This is a genomic window from Phytohabitans houttuyneae (assembly GCF_011764425.1).
Classification (GTDB): domain Bacteria; phylum Actinomycetota; class Actinomycetes; order Mycobacteriales; family Micromonosporaceae; genus Phytohabitans; species Phytohabitans houttuyneae.
The window spans coordinates 1,078,615-1,096,956 of record NZ_BLPF01000002.1 but is presented as its reverse complement, the minus strand read 5'-3'; the positions used below and the strand labels follow the sequence as shown (position 1 = coordinate 1,096,956).

The 18,342-nt window shown below is 71.3% G+C and carries 19 protein-coding genes and 2 pseudogenes; 7 read left to right on the top strand and 14 right to left on the bottom strand.

Annotated features, from left to right (window positions below; translation table 11 throughout):
* Positions 1-16: 16 nt before the first annotated feature.
* Both Phou_RS28430 and Phou_RS28425 read left to right on the top strand, forming a co-directional pair.
* Positions 17-2,611, top strand: a complete 2,595-nt coding sequence (locus Phou_RS28430) for a cation-translocating P-type ATPase (protein ID WP_173061241.1) — start codon at positions 17-19, stop codon at positions 2,609-2,611.
* Positions 2,608-3,594, top strand: a complete 987-nt coding sequence (locus Phou_RS28425; protein WP_173061238.1) for an Acg family FMN-binding oxidoreductase — start codon at positions 2,608-2,610, stop codon at positions 3,592-3,594. Before Phou_RS28430 ends, Phou_RS28425 begins: the two co-directional genes overlap by 4 nt.
* Before the next feature lie 29 nt (positions 3,595-3,623).
* Here Phou_RS28425 and hypE read toward each other — a convergent pair whose 3' ends face one another.
* The 6 genes from hypE to hypF are packed head-to-tail and all read right to left on the bottom strand — an operon-like array spanning position 3,624 to position 8,340.
* On the bottom strand, positions 3,624-4,658 hold the full coding sequence (gene hypE, locus Phou_RS28420; protein ID WP_173061235.1) for a hydrogenase expression/formation protein HypE: 1,035 nt from the start codon (positions 4,656-4,658) through the stop codon (positions 3,624-3,626).
* Positions 4,658-5,764 carry a hydrogenase formation protein HypD gene (gene hypD, locus Phou_RS28415; RefSeq protein WP_173061232.1) on the bottom strand — a complete coding sequence of 369 codons (1,107 nt, stop codon included), beginning with the start codon at positions 5,762-5,764 and terminating at the stop codon, positions 4,658-4,660. The genes hypE and hypD overlap by 1 nt, the downstream gene beginning before the upstream one ends.
* Positions 5,761-6,033: a HypC/HybG/HupF family hydrogenase formation chaperone gene (locus tag Phou_RS28410; protein WP_173061229.1), complete on the bottom strand. Its 273-nt coding sequence runs from the start codon at positions 6,031-6,033 to the stop codon at positions 5,761-5,763. Before Phou_RS28410 ends, hypD begins: the two co-directional genes overlap by 4 nt.
* A gap of 5 nt (positions 6,034-6,038) precedes the next feature.
* Complete coding sequence (locus Phou_RS51350) at positions 6,039-6,353, bottom strand: Kae1-like domain-containing protein (protein WP_218579234.1); 315 nt, start codon at positions 6,351-6,353, stop codon at positions 6,039-6,041.
* The gene (locus Phou_RS55710; protein ID WP_371872207.1) at positions 6,251-6,547 is read right to left on the bottom strand and encodes a Kae1-like domain-containing protein; all 297 of its coding nucleotides are present in this window, start codon (positions 6,545-6,547) and stop codon (positions 6,251-6,253) included. The genes Phou_RS51350 and Phou_RS55710 overlap by 103 nt, the downstream gene beginning before the upstream one ends.
* Positions 6,544-8,340, bottom strand: coding sequence for a carbamoyltransferase HypF (hypF, locus tag Phou_RS28405; RefSeq protein ID WP_218579233.1), 1,797 nt, complete (start codon positions 8,338-8,340; stop codon positions 6,544-6,546). Before hypF ends, Phou_RS55710 begins: the two co-directional genes overlap by 4 nt.
* Before the next feature lie 210 nt (positions 8,341-8,550).
* Between hypF and Phou_RS28400 the strand changes: the two genes are divergently transcribed.
* The 3 genes from Phou_RS28400 to Phou_RS28390 are packed head-to-tail and all read left to right on the top strand — an operon-like array spanning position 8,551 to position 11,498.
* Positions 8,551-9,963 (top strand): cytochrome ubiquinol oxidase subunit I, encoded by a 1,413-nt coding sequence (locus tag Phou_RS28400; RefSeq protein WP_173061226.1) that lies wholly within the window; start codon positions 8,551-8,553, stop codon positions 9,961-9,963.
* Between the two features lie 12 nt (positions 9,964-9,975).
* Entirely contained in the window at positions 9,976-10,977 is a 1,002-nt protein-coding gene (gene cydB, locus Phou_RS28395) for a cytochrome d ubiquinol oxidase subunit II (RefSeq protein ID WP_173061223.1), read from the top strand.
* Positions 10,978-10,997: 20 nt separating this feature from the next.
* Complete coding sequence (locus Phou_RS28390; protein ID WP_173061220.1) at positions 10,998-11,498, top strand: flavodoxin domain-containing protein; 501 nt, start codon at positions 10,998-11,000, stop codon at positions 11,496-11,498.
* A 5-nt stretch (positions 11,499-11,503) separates the two neighbouring features.
* Here Phou_RS28390 and Phou_RS28385 read toward each other — a convergent pair whose 3' ends face one another.
* From Phou_RS28385 to Phou_RS28360, 7 genes and pseudogenes are all read right to left on the bottom strand, one after another.
* Positions 11,504-11,962, bottom strand: a complete 459-nt coding sequence (locus Phou_RS28385; protein WP_173061217.1) for a hydrogenase maturation protease — start codon at positions 11,960-11,962, stop codon at positions 11,504-11,506.
* A pseudogene (locus Phou_RS53135) lies at positions 11,959-13,122 on the bottom strand (Ni/Fe hydrogenase subunit alpha); the annotation flags it as partial. The gene Phou_RS28385 and the pseudogene Phou_RS53135, both read right to left, overlap by 4 nt.
* A gap of 124 nt (positions 13,123-13,246) precedes the next feature.
* Positions 13,247-13,726 (bottom strand): hypothetical protein, encoded by a 480-nt coding sequence (locus tag Phou_RS53130; RefSeq protein ID WP_246273916.1) that lies wholly within the window; start codon positions 13,724-13,726, stop codon positions 13,247-13,249.
* Positions 13,727-13,821: 95 nt separating this feature from the next.
* Positions 13,822-14,067: pseudogene (locus Phou_RS55705) on the bottom strand (NADH-quinone oxidoreductase subunit B family protein); the annotation flags it as partial.
* The gene (locus tag Phou_RS28370) at positions 14,067-14,882 is read right to left on the bottom strand and encodes an FAD/NAD(P)-binding protein (RefSeq protein ID WP_173061210.1); all 816 of its coding nucleotides are present in this window, start codon (positions 14,880-14,882) and stop codon (positions 14,067-14,069) included. The pseudogene Phou_RS55705 and the gene Phou_RS28370, both read right to left, overlap by 1 nt.
* Positions 14,879-15,355 (bottom strand): Crp/Fnr family transcriptional regulator, encoded by a 477-nt coding sequence (locus tag Phou_RS28365; protein WP_173061207.1) that lies wholly within the window; start codon positions 15,353-15,355, stop codon positions 14,879-14,881. The genes Phou_RS28370 and Phou_RS28365 overlap by 4 nt, the downstream gene beginning before the upstream one ends.
* The gene (locus Phou_RS28360) at positions 15,352-16,458 is read right to left on the bottom strand and encodes a 4Fe-4S dicluster domain-containing protein (protein ID WP_173061204.1); all 1,107 of its coding nucleotides are present in this window, start codon (positions 16,456-16,458) and stop codon (positions 15,352-15,354) included. Before Phou_RS28360 ends, Phou_RS28365 begins: the two co-directional genes overlap by 4 nt.
* 135 nt (positions 16,459-16,593) lie before the next feature.
* On the opposite strand from Phou_RS28360, the gene phoU reads away from it, so the two are divergent.
* Positions 16,594-17,241: a phosphate signaling complex protein PhoU gene (gene phoU, locus Phou_RS28355; protein ID WP_173061201.1), complete on the top strand. Its 648-nt coding sequence runs from the start codon at positions 16,594-16,596 to the stop codon at positions 17,239-17,241.
* A gap of 84 nt (positions 17,242-17,325) precedes the next feature.
* A complete protein-coding gene (locus Phou_RS28350) occupies positions 17,326-17,745 on the top strand; it encodes a nitroreductase/quinone reductase family protein (protein ID WP_173061198.1) in 420 nt (139 codons plus the stop codon).
* 65 nt (positions 17,746-17,810) lie between these two features.
* Here the strand turns inward: Phou_RS28350 and Phou_RS28345 are convergent, their stop codons facing one another.
* Positions 17,811-18,287: a Crp/Fnr family transcriptional regulator gene (locus tag Phou_RS28345; protein ID WP_173061195.1), complete on the bottom strand. Its 477-nt coding sequence runs from the start codon at positions 18,285-18,287 to the stop codon at positions 17,811-17,813.
* Between the last annotated feature and the right edge of the window lie 55 nt (positions 18,288-18,342).

Below are 18,342 nucleotides of genomic sequence, written 5' to 3'. Positions count from 1 at the left end.
CCAGGAGGCTGGAGGCATGGTGGCGACCACGGCATCGGCGAACGTTTCCGGGCTCACCGGGCGGGATGCCGCCAGCCGGCTGCGGGCCGACGGGCCGAACACTGTCGCGCCGCCGCCGCGCAGGCATCTCGTCACCCGGATCGCGCATCAGCTCACCGACCCGCTGGTCGTCCTGCTCATCGCAGCCGCCGCCGTGACCTCGGTGCTCGGCGACTATCCGGACACGGCCGTCATCTTGCTCGTTGTTGTCGTGAACACCGTGATCGGTGTGTCACAAGAGGTCCGCGCCGACGCCGCGGTCACCGCCCTGGACCGGATGACCGCACCGACCGCGCGCGTCGTGCGCGACGGCCGTCACCTGGTGATCCCAGCGGCGGACGTGGTTCGGGACGACCTGGTGCACCTGGAACCGGGCGATGTCGTGCCGGCAGACCTGCGACTGCGTGAGGCGCACCGCTTCCAGGTGGACGAGGCCGCGCTCACCGGCGAGTCCGTACCGGTCGCGCAAGAGGCAGGCGCCGACGTGTACGCGGGCACCGTCGTGGTGACTGGCCGGGCGGCCGGCACGGTGGTACGGACCGGGCCCGCCAGCGCTCTGGGGCGGATCGCGCAGCTTGTCGCCACGACCCGGCCTGGCCCGACCCCGTTGCAGCGCCGGCTCGCCGGTCTCAGCCGGACGTTGGGCATAACCGCGCTCGTGTTGTCCGCCGTCGTCTTCGCCATCGGCGTGGCCAGTGGGCGGGCTGCCATCGACATGGCGATCACCGCGGTGAGCCTCGTGGTGGCCGCGGTGCCGGAGTCGCTACCGGCCGTGGTGACCCTCGCTCTGGCCCTCGGCGCGCGCCGCATGGCCGGCGCCCGGGCTATCCCGCGCCGGCTGCACGCGGTGGAGACGCTCGGCTCGGTCACCGTCGTCGCGTCGGACAAGACCGGCACGCTGACCGAGGGCCGGATGGCGGTGCAGCAGGCGGTCGCGGCACACGGTGTCACCTACCGGGTACGCGGCAGCGGATACAGCCCAGCCGGTGAGCTGTTCGACGCGGCGGACCACCCGGTTGCGGCGCCACCGGCCCTGCGGGACCTCGCCCGGGCCGTCCTGCTGTGCAACGACGCGACGCTCACCCCACCGGACGGCGAAAATCCACAGTGGACAGCAGTCGGTGACCCGATGGAGGCGGCGCTGGTCGCCTTCGCAGGCCGGTGCGGCCTGGACCCGGAGGCCGAACGCGCCGCCTGGACCCGGGTGGCCGAGGTGCCGTTCGACCAGGACACCCGCCGCATGACCACCGTGCACCGCCGCCCCGACGGCGGATACCTGCTGGTGTGCAAGGGTGCCCCGGAGTCGGTGCTGGCCGCCCCACTGGTGGAACGGACGCCGAGCGGCATGCTGTCCAACGCCTACCGCATGGCCGCCGCCGGGCTTCGAGTGCTCGCGGTCGCCACCGCCGAGTCGGACGCTGCGCCGGATCTTCGGACCGTGAACGACCTGCGCCCGGCTGGGCTGGTCGCGGTCGGCGACCCGCTGCGCGCACAAGCACCGGGCATCGCGACCGCCTTTGACGACGCCGGAATCCACCTCGTGCTGATCACCGGCGACCACCCGGCGACCGCGGCCGCGATCGGCAGCCAGCTGGGCATCTGGCGTGGCGGCGACGGCGTCGTGCGCGGCGACGAGGGTGGCGTCACCGCGTACGGCGTGGGTGACCGGCGGGTCTTCGCCCGCATCCAACCGGAGCAGAAGCTCGACATCATCGCCGCCTTGCAGGAGCGGGGCCACGTGGTCGCGATGACCGGCGACGGCGTCAACGACGCACCGGCCCTGCGCCGCGCCGACATCGGCGTCGCCATGGGCGGCGGCACCGAGGTCGCGAGGCAGGCCGCCGACCTCGTCCTCGTCGACGACAACCTCGCCACCGTCGGCGCCGCCGTCGCCGAGGGCCGCCGCATCTACGACAACATCCGCCGATTCCTGCGGTATGCACTGGCCGGCGGCACCGCCGAGATCCTCGTCATGCTCGCCGGCCCGTTCCTGGGCCTCGCCGTACCGCTGCTGCCTGCCCAGATCCTCTGGATCAACCTTCTCACCCACGGCCTGCCGGGCGTTGCACTCGGCGCCGAACCGGCCGAACCGGGCACCATGCGCCGCCCTCCCCGCTCGCCGCAGGAATCCGTCCTGGGCGCCGGCCTGCTGCGCAGCGTACTGCTCGCCGGCTCGCTGCTGGCCGCCGTCGTGCTGGCCGCCGCCGTCGGCGCGAGCGCGCTGGACCTGCCGTGGCAGTCGGTCGCCTTCGTCGTCCTCGGCCTGGGGCAGCTCGGCATCGCCCTGGCCGTACGCGCGCCGCGCCGTGCCGGTGGCGGCCGCAACCACGCGCTCACCGCCGCCGTGGCGGTCTCGGCGCTCATGCAGCTGGCTGGCGTACTGGTGCCACCGCTGCGCGACCTGCTCGGAACCGAGTACCTGTCTGCCAACGATCTTGCAGCGTGCGCCGCTGTCGCGACCCTGCCGGGTCTCGCCGTCTGGCTCGCGGAGCGGGCCTCGGGACCGCGCAACTCGATCCCGGCGACCGGCTCGGCGACTAGGATGGGTCCGGCGGGAGGGGTGATCGAATGAGCCACGCCGATCGGCCGGCTGCGGCGGTACTGGCCGAGGCCGCCGCGGCCGCCGGGTACGCACCGTCCGTGCACAACACCCAGCCGTGGCGCTGGCGGGTCACGGACGAGGCGCTCGATCTTTACGCCGTACGCGACCGCCAGTTGCACGTGGCCGACCCGGAGGGACGGCTGCTGACCATCAGCTGTGGCACGGCACTGGACCACGCGGAGGTCGCACTGTCCGCCGAGGGCTGGTCGACCGCCGTGCGCAAGCTGCCCGACGCCGCTGACCGAAACCACCTCGCCCATATCACCCTCGCTGACCGTACCGGGGTGACTCCCGAGGCCATGCGCTTGTTTCAGGCCGTCCGCGTGCGCCACACCGACCGCCGACCAGTCAGCGGCACGCCTGCCAGCGAGGAGGCGATCGGCGTGATCGAGCGCGCGGTACGGGCCAAGGGTCTGCACCTGCACCTGCTCACCCGCGACCAGACCCTTGACCTGGCCGCGGCCGCCTCGCACGCCGACAAGGTGGAGACAAACGACGAGGACCAGCGCACCGAGCTGGCGTACTGGATCGGCGGTGACCGAGCGGACGGCGCCGGCGTCCCGGACGCGGTGATCCCCAGCCACGCGCCGGAGACGACGGTGCCGGGCCGCGACTTCGTCCGCGCCGGAACGCTCACAGTCGGCCCCGGTCACGACAAGGCGGCCACGTACGCGGTGCTCTACGGGCCGGGCGACGAACCAGCCGACTGGCTCAGCGCCGGACAGGCCCTGTCGGCTGGTTGGCTTGTCGCGACCGAGCTCGGCGTGAGCGTGCTGCCGTTCAGCTCCGTCATCGAGCTGCCCGGCACGAGGCAGACATTGCGTCGCGTGATCAGCGACGTCGGCTATCCGTACCTGGTCCTGCGTCTGGGTGTCGCTGACCCCGACGCCGCCGGTCCGCCGCACACGCCGCGCCTGCCGGTCGCGCAGACCATCGAGGTGGTCACGGCCTGAACGCAGCCGGAGCGGCCGGGCCGCTCTGCTCAGCAGATGCGCGGTAGCTGCTCGCCGACCAGCATGTCGACCACCCGGGTCGACCCGACCAGGGTGTGGGCGGTGACCCGGCCCGCCGGTCCGGCGGTGACCGTGCCGATGGCCCGGGCAGCGGTGGCTTCCGGGCCGTCGCGCATCGCCGCCAGGACGGCGTCCGCGGCCCGCGGCGAGACCAGCGCCACCAGACACCCTTCGTTGGCGACGTGAAGCGGGTCCAGGCCGAGCAGCTCGCAGGCGGCACTGACCGGTGCCGGAACGGGCAGCAGCGCCTCCTCGATCTCGATGCCCACCGCGGCGGCATCCGCGATCTCGTTGAGGGCGCTGGCCAGCCCGCCGCGGGTGGGGTCGCGCAGGGTGTGCACGTCCGGGCCGGCTGCGGCGATCATGCGGGCTACCAACCGGTGCAGGGCCTGGCTGTCGGAGGAGATCTCGGATTCGAAGCCGAGGTCCTCCCGCGCGGCGAGGATCGCGGTGCCGTGGCAGCCGATCGGTCCGGACAGCAGCACGACGTCGCCCGCTCGGCCATGGGCGGCCGAGACGTGGGCGCCGGGCAGGAGCGCGCCGAGTCCGGTAGTGGTGACGTAGATGCCGTCAGCGGCGCCGCGGCCGACGACCTTGGTGTCGCCGGTGACGACCGGGACGCCGGCCGAGCGGGCGGCCGCGGCGACCGAGGCGGTGATCCGGGCCAGGTCGTCGATTGGCAGGCCTTCCTCCAGTACGTAGGCCAGGCACAGCGCGACCGGTGCTGCGCCCCGCATGGCCAGGTCGTTGACGGTGCCGTGCACGGCCAGCGAGCCGATGTCACCACCGGGGAAGAACCGCGGCGTGACGACGAACGAGTCCGTGGACAGCACGGCCTGGCCGCCGTTGAATGGCACCAGGGCGGCGTCCTCCGCCACGCCGGGTCCGAGCAGGTCAGGGGTGATGACCTTGCCGAGCAGCTCGGCCATCAGCTGCCCGCCGGAGCCGTGGCCGAGCAGCACCCGCTCGGTCTCCGCACGTGGCATCGGGCAGGTCGGGTTCATCATCGACTCCCCACTGTGGATCGCTGGCGACCTGCACCGTGGAACGCGGCGCAGGTGCCTTCCGCGGACACCATCGGTGCGCCCAGCGGCGTGCGGGGTGTGCACGCCGTGCCGTACGCCGCGCAGTCGGTCGGCAGGCGGGTGCCGCGCAGGATGTCACCGGCGATGCATGCCGGGTGCTCGGTGGTGTTCAGGCTCTCGACGGCGAAGCGGTGCTCGGCGTCGTAGGCGGCGTACCGGGGAGCCAACGCCAGGCCGCTGGCGGGAATCTCGCCGACCCCGCGCCACGAGCGCGCGGTCACCGTGAAGACCTCCCGGATCGCGTCCTGGGCGGCGGTGTTGCCGGCGCGGTGGACCGCGCGGGCGTACTGGTTCTCCACCTCGGCGCGCCCTTCCTCCAGCTGCCGCACGGTCATCAGGATGCCCTCGATCAGGTCCAGCGGCTCGAATCCAGTGACCACGATCGGCACGCGATAGCGGGCGGCGATCGGCTCGTACTGGGTGTAGCCCATCACCGCACACACGTGTCCGGCGGCCAGGAAGCCGCGCACCTCGTTGTCCGGTGCGTCAAGGATGGCGGTGATCGCCGGCGGCACCAGCACATGGCTGACCAGGACGGTGAAGTTGGCCAGCCCGCGAGCCGCGGCGTGCAGCACCGCCATGGCGTTCGCCGGGGCGGTCGTCTCGAATCCGACCGCGAAGAAGACCACCTGCCGGTCGGGGTGTGCCTCGGCGATGCGGACGGCGTCCAGCGGCGAGTACACCACCCGCACGTCGCCGCCGCGGGCCTTGACGCCCACGAGGTCGCCGGTTGACCCGGGTACCCGGAGCATGTCCCCATAGCTGGTGAAGGTCACCTCCGGCCGTGCCGCGATCGCCACTGCCTTGTCCACCATGGCCAGCGGGGTCACGCACACCGGGCAGCCCGGTCCGTGGATCATCCGGATGCCGGCCGGGAGCAGCTCGTCGATGCCTTGCCGCACAATCGTATGGGTCTGCCCGCCGCAGACCTCCATGATGGTCCACGGCTTGGTGGCCAGCTTGCGCAGCTCCTCGAGGAGGCGGCGGGCCAGCACCGGGTCGCGGTACTCGTCGAGGTACTTCATGTGCGCTCCAACGTCGTCCCCAGCTCGCGTGCGAGCGCGTCCGGTATCGCGCGGATGACGGCGAGTGTGCGAGCCGCCTCCGCCTCGTCGACTCGGCTGATCGCGAAGCCGACGTGGACGATGACGTAGTCGCCGATCTGCGCCTCCGGTGTGTAGACCAGGCAGACGGGACGGCGGAGCCCTTCGAAGTCGACGATGCCGGTACGCAGGTCCGGCCGGTCCGCCGAAGCCCGCACCTCGACGATCCTGCCGGGGATACCCAGGCACATCGCACTCACCTCCTGGCCAGCTGGGCGGCCGCGACGACCGCCTGCCCGTAGCTGATGCCGCCGTCGTTCACGGGTACCCGCGCACCGAGGTAGGCGTGAAACCCGGCGGTTTGCAGGGCCGCCGTGGTCTGCGTGGCGAGCCGGCTGTTCTGCCAAACCCCGCCACCCAGGCACACCGTCCTACTCGGACCCCCCACTCGAGAGACCAGGGCGACGGTCACCTCCGCGACGGTCGTGTGGAAGCGGGCCGCGACGAGCCCGACCGGCTCGACGGCGACACGCTCCAGCGCCTCGCGAAGGGTGGGCGCCGGGTCGTACACCCACAGCCCCCTCGCCTGACAAGACGCCACCGCAACGCCGCCGCGGTGGGGAAGGGTGCGGCCGCGGCCTCGAGCCGGATCGCGGCCTCACCTTCGTACCCGCTGTCGTCGGCGACGCCGAGCAGGCTGGCAACGGCGTCGAATAGCCGGCCCGCGCTCGATGCGAGCGGCGTGTTGAGGCGCCGTTCGATCATCCGCCGTACGACGCGCACTTCGCGCGGGTCCAGCCGGGTGAGCAGATCGCCGGCGAGCGAGGGGGCACCGGCCCGCCGAACTCCTCGGCGCCGAAGATGTAGCCCAGCGCCATCCGGGCGGGCCGGCGGACCGCGGCCGCACCGCCGGGCAGCGGCGCAAGCGCGAAGCGGCCCATCCGCCGGTAGCCGGTGTAGCCGGCAAGTAGCACCTCGCCACCCCAGAGCGTGCCGTCGTCGCCGAGCCCGAGACCGTCGTACGCGACGCCGATGAAGGGCTCGGGCAGGCTGTGCTCCGCGGCGACAGCGGCCACATGTGCGTGGTGGTGCTGGACGGCCAGCCGCCGGCCAGCCGGGAAGTGGGCGACCGCGTACTGGCTGGACAGGTACCCGGGGTGGAGGTCATGCGCGACGAATCGCGGGTCGGCGTCGCGCAGCCGGGCCAGCGTGGCGACGGTCCGCTCGAACGCGGCCAGGCACTGGGCGTCTTCCAGGTCACCGGTGTGCGGGCCGAGCACCGCCTGCCCGCCGGTCGCCAGCGCGGCCGTCTGCTTGAGCTGCGCACCGACCGCCAACAGTGGTTCCGGTGGGGCCACTGGCAGCGCGAGTGCCTCGGGTGCATATCCGCGGGCCCGGCGCACCACTCTCGGCGCGCCTGCGACCACGCTGGCGACGGAGTCGTCGTACCGCGAGTGGATCGGCCGGTCATGGTCGAGCACGCCGTCGACCAACGAGCCGAGCGTTTGTAGCACGCTCCCCGAGTCGATGGCCATCGGCTCGCCGGCACGGTTGGCGCTGGTTACCACGAGCGGACGGGCCAGCCGATGCAGCAGGAGGTGATGCAGCGGGCTGTAGGGCAGAAAGACTCCCACCTCGGGCAGCCCGGCAGCCACACCGGCATCGAGGCGAGCGTCGGTGCGCCGGGCGGCCAGGACGATCGGGCGGGCAGTGCTGATCAGCAGCGCGCGTTGCGCCCTGTCGAGGTGGGCCAGCCGACCGGCCGCGTCCAGATCCGGCGCCATGACGGCCAGAGGCTTGGTCGGGCGCTGCTTGGCAGCGCGCATGCGTGCCACCGCCGCCCTGTCGGTCGCGTCGCACACGAGTTGGTAGCCACCGATGCCCTTGACCGCCACGAGTCCGCCGCCGGCGACGGTCTCGACCGCCGCGGCGAGGGCGGCCTCACCCACGGCGCCGCCCCGCCACGACAGCTGCGGGCCGCAGGTGGGGCAGGCGATCGGCTCGGCGTGGAACCGGCGGTCGGTCGGGTCGTGGTACTCAGCGGCGCAGTCGGTGCACATCGCAAAGCCGGACATCGTGGTGCGGACGCGATCGTAGGGCAGATCGGTGACGATAGTGGCGCGCGGACCGCAGTCGGTGCAGTTGATGAACGGGTATCGGTAGCGGCGGTCGGCGGGGTCGAACAGCTCGATGAGGCACGCCGCGCAGGTGGCCAGGTCCGGTGGCAGGTCGCGGCCCCCGCCGCCGACCGCCACGCTGTCCAGGACGTGGAAGCCGACGCCGGTGCTCCAGCCGTCCAGGAAGGCGGTGTCGACGCGGTCGATCCTGGCCTGGGCTGGGGCGTCACGCACCAGGCGGTCGAGGAAGGCGGCGACGGCGTGGTTGGGACCGGCGATCCTGATCGTGACGTGGCCGCCCGCGTTGCGGACGTCGCCGCGCAGGCCGCAGTTTGTCGCCGTCCGGTAGACGAACGGGCGGAATCCGACGCCCTGTACCACGCCGTGCACTTCGACCCGCAGGCCTCCGTGCAGCTGCGTCGGGGTGATGGTGGCGGTCACTTCTCCCCCTCGGGCCGGTCTGGCGTTCACTGCCAGCCTGTGCTCTGGCCCCGGCGGCGGGTAAGTGCCGAAGGTCCGCTGCCAGGTCCCATGCGGAAGGGTCTTTCGGCCCTTCTGGCCGACGGGTTGGCGACCAGATCCTCTCCAGGAACGGCCGCACACCGAGCGCCGGTCGACTACTTGGCTCAGCGGCTGAAAGGGGACGGCAGCGTGGACGCTCTCGACCTGGCGCGGTGGCAGTTCGGCGTCACCACCGTCTACCACTTCCTGTTCGTACCGATCACGATCGGCCTGTCCTGCCTGGTCGCGACCATGCAGACGGTCTGGGCGCGGACCGGCGACGAACGGTGGCTGCGGCTGACCCGCTTCTACGGCAAGCTACTCCTGATCAACTTCGCGATGGGCGTGGTCACCGGCATCGTGCAGGAGTTCCAGTTCGGCATGAACTGGAGCGACTACTCCCGCTTCGTCGGCGACATCTTCGGCGCACCCCTGGCCATCGAAGCCCTCCTCGCCTTCTTCCTGGAATCCACATTCCTCGGCCTGTGGATATTCGGCTGGGACCGACTCCCCCGCCGCATACACCTCGCATGCATCTGGGCGGTCGCGGTCGGCACCATCCTGTCCGCCTACTTCATCCTCGCCGCCAACTCCTGGATGCAGCACCCGGTCGGCTACCGCTTCAACCCCGAGACCGGCCGCGCCGAGCTGCACGACTTCGGCGCCGTGCTGACCAACAAGGTCACCCTGGTCACCTTCCCGCACACACTCGCCGGCTGCTTCCTGACCGCCGGCGCACTCGTACTCGCCGTCGCCCTGTGGCACCTGATCCGCCGGCCCGGCACCGACCAGGCCAGCGCCTTCCGCAGCGCCGCGAAACTCGGCGCCTGGGTCACCGTCATCGCGGCGGCGGCGACAATCGTCACCGGCGACGTCCAAGGCAAGATCATGACGCAGGTACAGCCGATGAAGATGGCCGCCGCGGAGGCGCTCTACGAGACCGAGCAGCCGGCCGCCTTCTCGGTCTTCACCATCGGCACGCTCGACGGCAGCCGCGAGGTCTACTCGCTCAAGATCCCCGACCTGCTGTCCTGGCTGGCCACCGGCGACCTGAACGGCGAGGTCAAAGGAATCAACGACCTGCAGGATCAGTACGTCGCCGAGTACGGTCCCGGCTCCTACACGCCGATCATCCCGGTCACCTACTGGAGCTTCCGCCTGATGATCGGATTTGGCATGCTCGCCGCACTGGTCGCTGTCTGGACGCTGTGGACATTGCGGCGAGGGCGCGCACCGGCATCGCGCTGGCTGCTTCGCGCCGGCCTGGTCCTGCCGCTGCTGCCCCTGGCTGCGAACGCGTTCGGCTGGATCTTCACCGAGATGGGCCGCCAACCGTGGATCGTGTTCAGCGAGATGCTCACCCGCGACGGTGTCTCCCGCAGTGTCTCCACCGGCGAGGTCGTCACGTCACTGGCCGGGTTCACGCTCCTGTACGGCCTGCTCGCCTTCATCGAGATCCGGCTGCTGCTGCGCTATGCCAGAGCCGGCCTGCCCGAAGCGCAGCCACCCGCCGACACCGACGTCGACGACACCGAAGACCGCCCGCTCTCGTTCGCCTACTGAGGAGCATCCACGATGGACCTCTCGACCCTGTGGTTCCTGCTCATCGCGGTGCTGTTCATCGGCTACTTCGTCCTGGAAGGCTTCGACTTCGGCGTCGGCATCCTGCTGCCCGTACTCGCCCACGACGAACGCGAACGGCGGGTACTCATCAACACCATCGGCCCCGTCTGGGACGGCAACGAAGTATGGGTCCTCACCGCCGGCGGCGCCATGTTCGCCGCCTTCCCCGAGTGGTACGCCACCCTCTTCTCCGGCTTCTACCTCCCCCTACTACTCATCCTCACCGCCCTCATCCTGCGCGGCGTCGCCTTCGAATACCGCGGCAAACGCCCCGACCCCACCTGGCGGGCCCGCTGGGACACAGCCATCATCGCCGGATCCCTCCTACCCGCCCTGCTCTGGGGCATCGCCTTCGCCAACATCGTCCGCGGCGTACCCCTCGACACCGACCACGAATACATCGGCAACCTCTGGCACCTACTCAACCCCTACGCCCTACTCGGCGGCCTCGTCACCCTCACCCTCTTCACCACCCACGGCGCCGTCTTCCTCGCACTGAAAACCACCGGCGACATACGCACCCGCGCCAACGCCCTAGCCGCCCGCACCGGCCTGATCACCGGCGCCCTCGCCGTAGCCTTCCTGACCTGGACCATCCTCGACATCCGCGGCGGCACCACCGCCACCATCCTCGCCATCCTCGCCGCCGCCGCACTCGTCGCCGGCCTCGCCGCCAACCGCGCCGGCCGCGAAGGCCGGGCCTTCCTCGGCACCGCCGCAGCCATCGCCCTCGCCGTCGCCACCCTCTTCGCCGCCCTGTTCCCCAACGTCCTACCCTCCACAACCGACACCGCGAACAACCTCACCATCGACAACGCCTCCTCCACCCCCTACACACTCAAAATCATGACCTGGGTCGCCCTCGCCTTCACCCCAATCGTCCTGCTCTACCAAAGCTGGACCTACTGGGTCTTCCGCCGCCGCATCGGCGTCCGCGACATCCCCGACGCCTGACGATCCAAGGAGGGATCCGAATGACAGTGCTCGTTGCCTACGCGACCACCGGCGGCTCGACCGCTGAGATCGCCGGCTGGATCGCCGAAGAGCTTCGCGGCGCGGCCCTTGCCGTCGACGTGCGCCCGGCTGCCGAGGTCGACGACATCGACGGGTACGCGGCGGTCGTCCTCGGCGGCGCGATGTACGCGGCCGGATGGCACCGCGACGCCCGGCAGTTCGCGCACCGGTTCGCCGGTCGGCCCGCGCTGCCGCCGGTGTGGCTGTTCAGCAGCGGACCGCTGGACAGCTCCGCCGACGAGGCCGAGGTGCCGCCAACGCCGCAGGCGCTGGAGGCGATCCGCGCGCTGCACGCGCGTGGGCACGTCACCTTCGGCGGACGGCTCAGCACCGAAACCCGTGGCTGGCTCGGGTTCATCGCCCGCCGGATGGACAGCGAAGGCCATGCCGGTGACTTCCGCAACCCGGACCGGGTCCGCGCGTGGGCGCGCGACATCGCCGCGGAGATACGCGCCGGCTGACCGGGTCAGGCCGAGACTCGCGCGCGCAGGGTCGCGACGACCTCGGTGGTCAGCTGGTCGGCAGCTGCATCCACCGCCGGTGAGAGACCGATGCCGAACGACGTGTCCGCCACCTCCACCGCGTACAGCAGCAACAGCCGGGGCAGCCGGCCGAGCACACGGGCCAACTCGACCGCGTCACCGAGGTCGGCGCCATGAGAGCTGGCCGGCCGGCCGCGAAAGGTTGGCCGGTCCAGGCTCCGCCGATGGACCCGACCCGGCTGCGGATGCCGGACCCGGACCGCGTCGACGATGACGACGACGTCTGCGTCGCGCCAGAGTTCCAGCAGACGTCCGGTTTCTCCGTCACAGTCCACCAGCCGCACGCCGGGCAGCTGATGGGAGCCCAGTCGGGCGACCACCGCCGGGCCTACGCCGTCGTCGCGCCGGTAGGCATTGCCGACTCCGATCACGACAGCGCTCACGTCGTCTCCCGCTCCACGCTGAGATCGAGGAAGTGCGTGGCACAGGATATGCACGGGTCGTAGTTGCGGATCGCTTGCTCGCACTCGTGCGTCAGCCGGTGGTCGTCCAGGGCCAGGCGGTCCTGTACGAACCGGCGCAGGTCATCCTCGATCGCGGCCTGGTTCTGCGATGTGGGCGGAACGATCCGGGCCGACCGCACGGTCCCGTCCCCGGCCAGCTCGTACCGGTGGAACAGCGTCCCTCTCGGTGCTTCGGTCGCGCCGTACCCTCTGCCGGCGCGTGCGACGACGTCCACATCGGACACCGTGGGTGGCTCGTACTCCTCGATGAGTCGCAGGGCCTCCTCGACCGCGTAGGCCAGCTCGACCGCACGCACCACGATGCTGCGGAACGGGTTCCGGCAGCCGCCGTCCAGTCCCGCCTCCGCCGCTGCCTGGGCGGCCAGCGGGGACAGCCACTGGCGGCTGAGTGCGAACCGGGCCAGCGGTCCGGTCAGGTAACGGCCCCGACCAGCCAGGTGGGCGTGCAGCGCGGTGGAATGGGAAACCTGCTCCTCGCGCACGTAGGTCTCGAACTCGCGGACCGGAAAGGTCAGACCGCGGTCAGTGCACGGCGTGCCCCGCTCGATCGCGTACCGGCCCGGCTCCACCAGGGCGAGCATCTCGTGCGGGTGGGTGAAGTCCGGAAAGTCGAACCCGGCGACCCAGGACACGGTCGCGAGCGCGTCGTCCCGCGCTCGCCGCAGAGCCGGGCGCAGGGCTGCGAGGGTGGCCGGGTCGGGTGCGCGGTAGAAACCGCCGACCTTAATGTTTATCGGGTGGATCGCCCTGCCTCCGAGCACCTCCAGGATTTCGTTGCCGACCTTCTTCAGCGCCAGTCCCCGCTCGACGATGTCCCGGTGATCGCGGGCCAGCTCCACGGCGCCGGGGTAGCCGAGGAAGTCCGGAGCGTGCAGAAGGTAGATGTGCAGGGCGTGACTTTCGATCCACTCACCGCAGTAGAGGAGCCGTCGCAGATCGGCCAGCGTGCCGCCGACCTCGACGCCACAGGCGTCTTCGATGGCCTGGCAGGCGGACATCTGGTAGGCGACCGGGCAGATTCCGCAGATGCGAGCGGTGATGTCCGGCGGTTCGGTGTACCGGCGGCCGCGCAGGAAGCCCTCGAAGAAGCGTGGTGGCTCGTAGATCTGCAGCTGTACGTCGGTGACCTGTCCGTCGACGACCCGGACGCGCATCCCGCCCTCGCCCTCGACCCGGGCCAAACCTTCGACCCGCAACGCGCGGTCACTGCGGTGAGTCATCGCCATCCCCTTCGCGATCGGCAGCTCCGCCGGCCTCCGACTCGGCCGCGACGGCGGCGGCCGTGAAGGCCGGGGCCGCCACGTTGAACGTCCGGTACAGGCGGGCAATGTCGGCGCCGGTAAGACCGCCCGCGCGCAGCACCCTGGTGAGCGTGCCGGTGTCGGCGCCGGCTGTGGGGCCGAAGCAGCCGTAGCAGCCACGCCCGTAGGCCGGGCAGATCGCCCCACACCCGGCTTGGGTGACCGGGCCCAGGCATGGTGTCCGGTCGGCCACCAGGACGCAGGTCGTGCCTCGCAGTTTGCACTCGAAACAGACGCTGTACGCGGGCAGACGCGGCCGGCGCCCGGCCAGCAGGGCGCCGAGTAGCTCCAGCAGCTGACTGCGGCTGATCGGGCAGCCGCGCAGCTCGTAGTCCACAGGTACGTGCGCCGCGATCGGCGTCGAGTCGGCCAGCGTTGCCACATACTCGGGGTGGGCGTAGACCGTTCGCCGGAACTCGTCGACGTCGGCGCCGTTTCGCAGCGCCTGAATGCCCCCGCGGTCGCGCAGGCACCGATCGTCACCAGCACCCCCGACTGCTCCCGGATGTGGTGGATCCGCGCCAGGTCGGCCGGTGTGGTGACGGAACCCTCCACCAGCGACACGTCGTACGGACCGCGCTCCACCGCGCTGGATGCCTCCAGGAAGTGGGCGATGCGTACGGCGCCGGCCACGGTGAGCAGCTCGTCCTCGCAGTCCAGCAGGCTCAGCTGGCAGCCGTCGCAAGAGGCGAACTTCCAGACCGCGAGCGTCGGAGCAGCCATCACAGCTCCTTCACGTCGAGCAGTTGGCCGGCCACGTCGTAGCTGGCCACCGGGCCGTCGCGGCACACCAGCAGCGGGCCGAGCTGGCAGTGTCCACATAGGGCGATACCGCACCGCATGTTGCGCTCCAACGAGACTCGCACCGCGCGGTCCGGCACACCGCGGGCGCCCAGGGCACGGGCGGTGAAGCGCATCATCGGCTCAGGTCCGCACACGAACGCGACGGTGTTGTCCGGGGCAAAGTCGGCCTGGTCGACCAGGGTGGTGACCACGCCGACGTGGCCTCCCCAGCCAGCGTCGGCGCGGTCGACCGTCACGAGCAGTTGGACGCCAGCCGCCCGCCAGGCCGGGTACTCGCGCGGGTACAGCAGGTCGGCCGGGGTACGGGCGCCGACCAGCAGCGCGATCCGCCCGTACCGCTCGCGGCGGGCCAGCGCCCAGGTCAGCACAGGCCGCAGCGGTGCCAGGCCGATCCCGCCGGCGACCAGCAGCAGGTCGTTGCCCTCGGCGCTGTCCGGATCCCATCCGTGCCCGTACGGCCCGCGCACGCCCAGCCGGCCACCGACGCCGGTGCCGCAGAGCGCGTGGCTGACCGCCCCGACGTCCCGCACCGTGTGGTGGATCCGCCCGCCGTCGCCGCCGCTGATCGAGATCGGTACCTCACCGACGCCGAAGCCGTAGAGCATCGTGAACTGACCCGGCTCCCAGGTTCCGATCCCCTCACCTACCGGGGCGAGTGTGAGGGTGACAGTGTCCGTGGCCTCCAGCCGCCGCGCGGTGACCCGGTACGGCAGGGGAAGCATCAGGTCGGTCATCGCCGGTCTCCCGGCCCGCTGTACAGGTCCAGCAGGCGGACGCGGGTGGCTTGCAGCCGCTGGACGACAACCTGCACGAAGCGGCGGTTCAACTCGTACCCGATGACCGGGTCCTCATCGCACAGGCGCCGCACACCCTTGCCGTCCATCTCCACGGTGAGGGTCGGCTCCACCGTCGCGGCGCCGAAGTGCCACCGAAACGGCGAAAACAGCCACGACCAGCCCAGCACCGACCCCGGCCCGAGGGTCTCGATTACCACGTCGCCCCGCCCGGGAACGTGCGTGTCGAGCGCGACCCGCCCTTCACGGATCAGCCAGAACCGGTCCGCCTGGCCGCCTTCGGAGAAGATCCGCGTACCGGCGTGGAACGAGGAGCGGTGGCCCCAGGACGCCAGCCGGTTCAGTTGCGGTTGGTCCATGCCGGCCAGGAACGGATGGGCGGCGAGGAGCTGGTACGCCGTATTGGTGATCATGTGGTCGCCTCCTCCGCCAGGGCGTTCACTTCCTCCGTGATGTCGATGCCGGCCGGGCACCACACGATGCAACGCCCGCAGCCGACGCACCCGGACTCGCCGAACTGGTCGTGCCAGGCGCCCAGCTTGTGACTGAGCCATTGCCGATACCGGCCAGACGCGGACGGTCGTACCGGACCGCCGTGCAGGTACGAGAAGTCGATGTCGAAGCAGGAGTCCCACCGCTGGGTCCGGTGCGCGGTGTCGCCGGCCAAGTCGGTGTCGTCCTCGATCGTGCTGCAGAAGCAGGTGGGGCAGACCATGGTGCAGTTGCCACACGTCAGGCAGCGGTTGCCCACGTCGTCCCAGCGCGCCGCGGTACGTGTTCCGGCGAGCAGATCGCGCAGGTCGCCCGCGGGCAGGCTGCGGCCCATCCGCCCAGCCGCGGCCGCGACGGCTGAGCGGGCCTCGCGGACGTCTGTCTCGGAGGCCGGGGAGCCGGGGAGCCGGGCGAGCAGCGCCACACCGCGATCGGACCCCGCCTCGGCGATATATCGCGCGCCGTGCGGGTCGGCCAGCTCGGTCAGTGCCACGTCGAAGCCGGCCCCGACGGCGGGGCCGTTGCCCGTCGCCGCGCAGAAACATGTGGCTGCCGGCTCGGTGCAGTTCACCGCCACGATGAACACCCGCTCCCGGCGCCGCGCGTAACGACCACCGGGTACGCTGAGGACCCGGTCGAGTACAGCGATCGCGCGTAGGTCGCACGCGCGCACGCCGAGAAAGGCGTAGCGCACCGGGTCCTCGTCGGGCTCCCGCACGGCAAAGCCACCCTCTCCATCCCGCGCGGCGGTCCACAGTGGTTCGCGCGGCGGGTGCAGGTACGACTTCCACGACCGAGCGCTCGCCGCGTGCGCGAACGCGGCGGCGTCGGCCCGCCGGCTCAGGCGGTATCCGCCTGGCCCGACGTCCACACCCCAGCCGCTGGGCAGAGCGGCGGCCGTCTCCAACTCGTCGAGGACGATCGCACCGTCGCGAACCGTCGGCCCCACGACCCGGTAGGCGTCCTCGCGAAGCGCCGCCACCATGGGGTCCAGGGTGTTCAGCAGTACGGGCGCGGTACCCATGGCCCCAGCACACCAGAGCCGTACGTGAGCGGTCAGGGTCTACCGGCCCGCCGCGGCGGGCCCAACGCCCCTTCTGCCGGCTGTCGCGTCGGTCACACCCTGACATGACGAGACGAGACGACAGGAGGGCGTCACATGCGCATCGAGCTTCAGGAAGAGCTGGATCTGATCAGGGAGATGCTGGTGTCGACCGCGGAGGCGGTCCGATCGGCGATCGGCGTGGCCACGACAGCGCTGCTGTCCGCCGACCGGACTGCCGCCGAGTCGGTGATCACGGGCGACGTTCAGATCAACGACCTGTGTTGGCGAATCGAGGACCGGGTGCAAGCCACTACGGCCCGTCAGGCACCGGTCGCCACCGACCTGCGGGTGATGTTCGCGGCGTTGCATGTCGCGGCCGACCTTGAACGGATGGGAGATCTGGCCAAGCATGTGGCGCGGACAGCTTTGCGGGCGCACCCCGAGCCTGCGGTTCCGGCCGAGCTCGCCCCCCTTTTCGGGCAGATGGCTGGCGGCGCGGATCGGATGGCAGCCAAGCTGATCCGCGTGCTCTCCGAGCCGGATCTGGCCAGAGCCGCCGAACTCGACCGGGATGACAACGTCGTGGACCGGTTGCATCGTGACCTGCTGGCCCGCTTGCTCGAACCCGGCTGGCGGTATGGTGCGGAGGCCGCGATCGACGCCGCCCTTCTCGGCCGCTTCTACGAGCGTTACGCGGACCACGCGGTCAATGCCGGCCGGCGGGTCACCTTTCTCGTCTCCGGAGCTGCGGTTGTCGGCTGAGCCGATGTGGTCCGGGCCGCAAGACCTGCCGGTCCGGGACCAACGGGCCTGCCCGAATCCGTCGACGGGCGCCAGGCTCGTGCCATGACTTCAGGCGAAGCGGGCGGCCGGCACACCGCCCTGATCGACCGGGTCGTGCTGACTGCTCTGCACACGCCCGTGCTGCATGCGGTGCTTGACCATGGCCTGTGCCAGCTGCGGTTCCGGGGCCGGCGTACCGGCCGGCCCGTCACACTTCCCGTCCAGTACGCCCGCCACGGCCCCGACCTGGTCGTCTACGTCGGCGCGTCGGCCGCCAAGTCATGGTGGCGTAACTTCGCCACGCCTTACCCGGTGGAGGTCGAGGTGCGAGGCGAGCGGTACACCGGCATCGGCCGGCTGGTCCGCACGGGCGCGCCGGAGCGTGGCCGGGTCAGCGACATCTACCGCGGCCAGCACCCTCGGGCGCGCGTTGCCGACGCCGACCCGTTCGTACACGTCGCACTGCTGGCGGAGCCGTTGTAGCGTCCGGCGGCGGCTTCACCGCCCGATCGGGTCCGACCACAGCTGGGTCGCCTGGCGTGAGCGGTTCATGGTGTGCTGGGCGGCGCCGCATAGCCGTATAGGTCCAGCAGTCGAGTACGAGCCGCCTGGAGCCGGTCCAGCATGACCGCCATGAAGCGGCGGGTCAGCTCGTACCCGAGCCCCGGGTCGTCGGCCATCAGGTGGCGCACGCCGGCCGCATTGAGCTCAACGGCCCGGATCGGCTCGGCGACCACCGCCCCGAACTGCCACTGCCGGGGTGGAAACAGCCATGACCAGCCCAGGACGGCACCGGGTTCGAGCGTCTCGATGACCACGTCGCCACGGCCTAGCGTCTGCAGGTCCAGCGCGACCCGGCCGCTGCGGATCAGCCAGAAGCGCTCCGCCGGCCGTCCCGCGGTGAAGAGCCGGTGGCCGCGGTTGCGGTAGACGGGGTGAGCCCAGGCGGCGAGGCGATCCAGTGAGGACGGTGCGAGGCCGTCGAGGAACGGATGGTCCGCAAGCAAAGCGCGGGTGCTGGTCATGGCCAGCTCCTTCGAGTACGGGTCGGGCTCGGCGCCCTGGCCGAGCCCGACTCTC

Bases quoted from the DNA above. Each gene is read 5' to 3' on its own strand.
- Phou_RS28365 (WP_173061207.1), bottom strand. From the start codon at position 15,355: ATGATCACCAATACGGCGTACCAGCTCCTCGCCGCCCATCCGTTCCTG.
- Phou_RS55710 (WP_371872207.1), bottom strand. From the start codon at position 6,547: ATGATCGAACGGCGCCTCAACACGCCGCTCGCATCGAGCGCGGGCCGG.
- Phou_RS28430 (WP_173061241.1), top strand. From the start codon at position 17: ATGGTGGCGACCACGGCATCGGCGAACGTTTCCGGGCTCACCGGGCGG.
- phoU (WP_173061201.1), top strand. From the start codon at position 16,594: ATGCGCATCGAGCTTCAGGAAGAGCTGGATCTGATCAGGGAGATGCTG.
- Phou_RS28360 (WP_173061204.1), bottom strand. From the start codon at position 16,458: ATGGGTACCGCGCCCGTACTGCTGAACACCCTGGACCCCATGGTGGCG.
- cydB (WP_173061223.1), top strand. From the start codon at position 9,976: ATGGACCTCTCGACCCTGTGGTTCCTGCTCATCGCGGTGCTGTTCATC.
- hypE (WP_173061235.1), bottom strand. From the start codon at position 4,658: ATGAACCCGACCTGCCCGATGCCACGTGCGGAGACCGAGCGGGTGCTG.
- Phou_RS28350 (WP_173061198.1), top strand. From the start codon at position 17,326: ATGACTTCAGGCGAAGCGGGCGGCCGGCACACCGCCCTGATCGACCGG.
- Phou_RS28370 (WP_173061210.1), bottom strand. From the start codon at position 14,882: ATGACCGACCTGATGCTTCCCCTGCCGTACCGGGTCACCGCGCGGCGG.
- Phou_RS28345 (WP_173061195.1), bottom strand. From the start codon at position 18,287: ATGACCAGCACCCGCGCTTTGCTTGCGGACCATCCGTTCCTCGACGGC.
- Phou_RS28425 (WP_173061238.1), top strand. From the start codon at position 2,608: ATGAGCCACGCCGATCGGCCGGCTGCGGCGGTACTGGCCGAGGCCGCC.
- hypD (WP_173061232.1), bottom strand. From the start codon at position 5,764: ATGAAGTACCTCGACGAGTACCGCGACCCGGTGCTGGCCCGCCGCCTC.
- Phou_RS28390 (WP_173061220.1), top strand. From the start codon at position 10,998: ATGACAGTGCTCGTTGCCTACGCGACCACCGGCGGCTCGACCGCTGAG.
- Phou_RS28410 (WP_173061229.1), bottom strand. From the start codon at position 6,033: ATGTGCCTGGGTATCCCCGGCAGGATCGTCGAGGTGCGGGCTTCGGCG.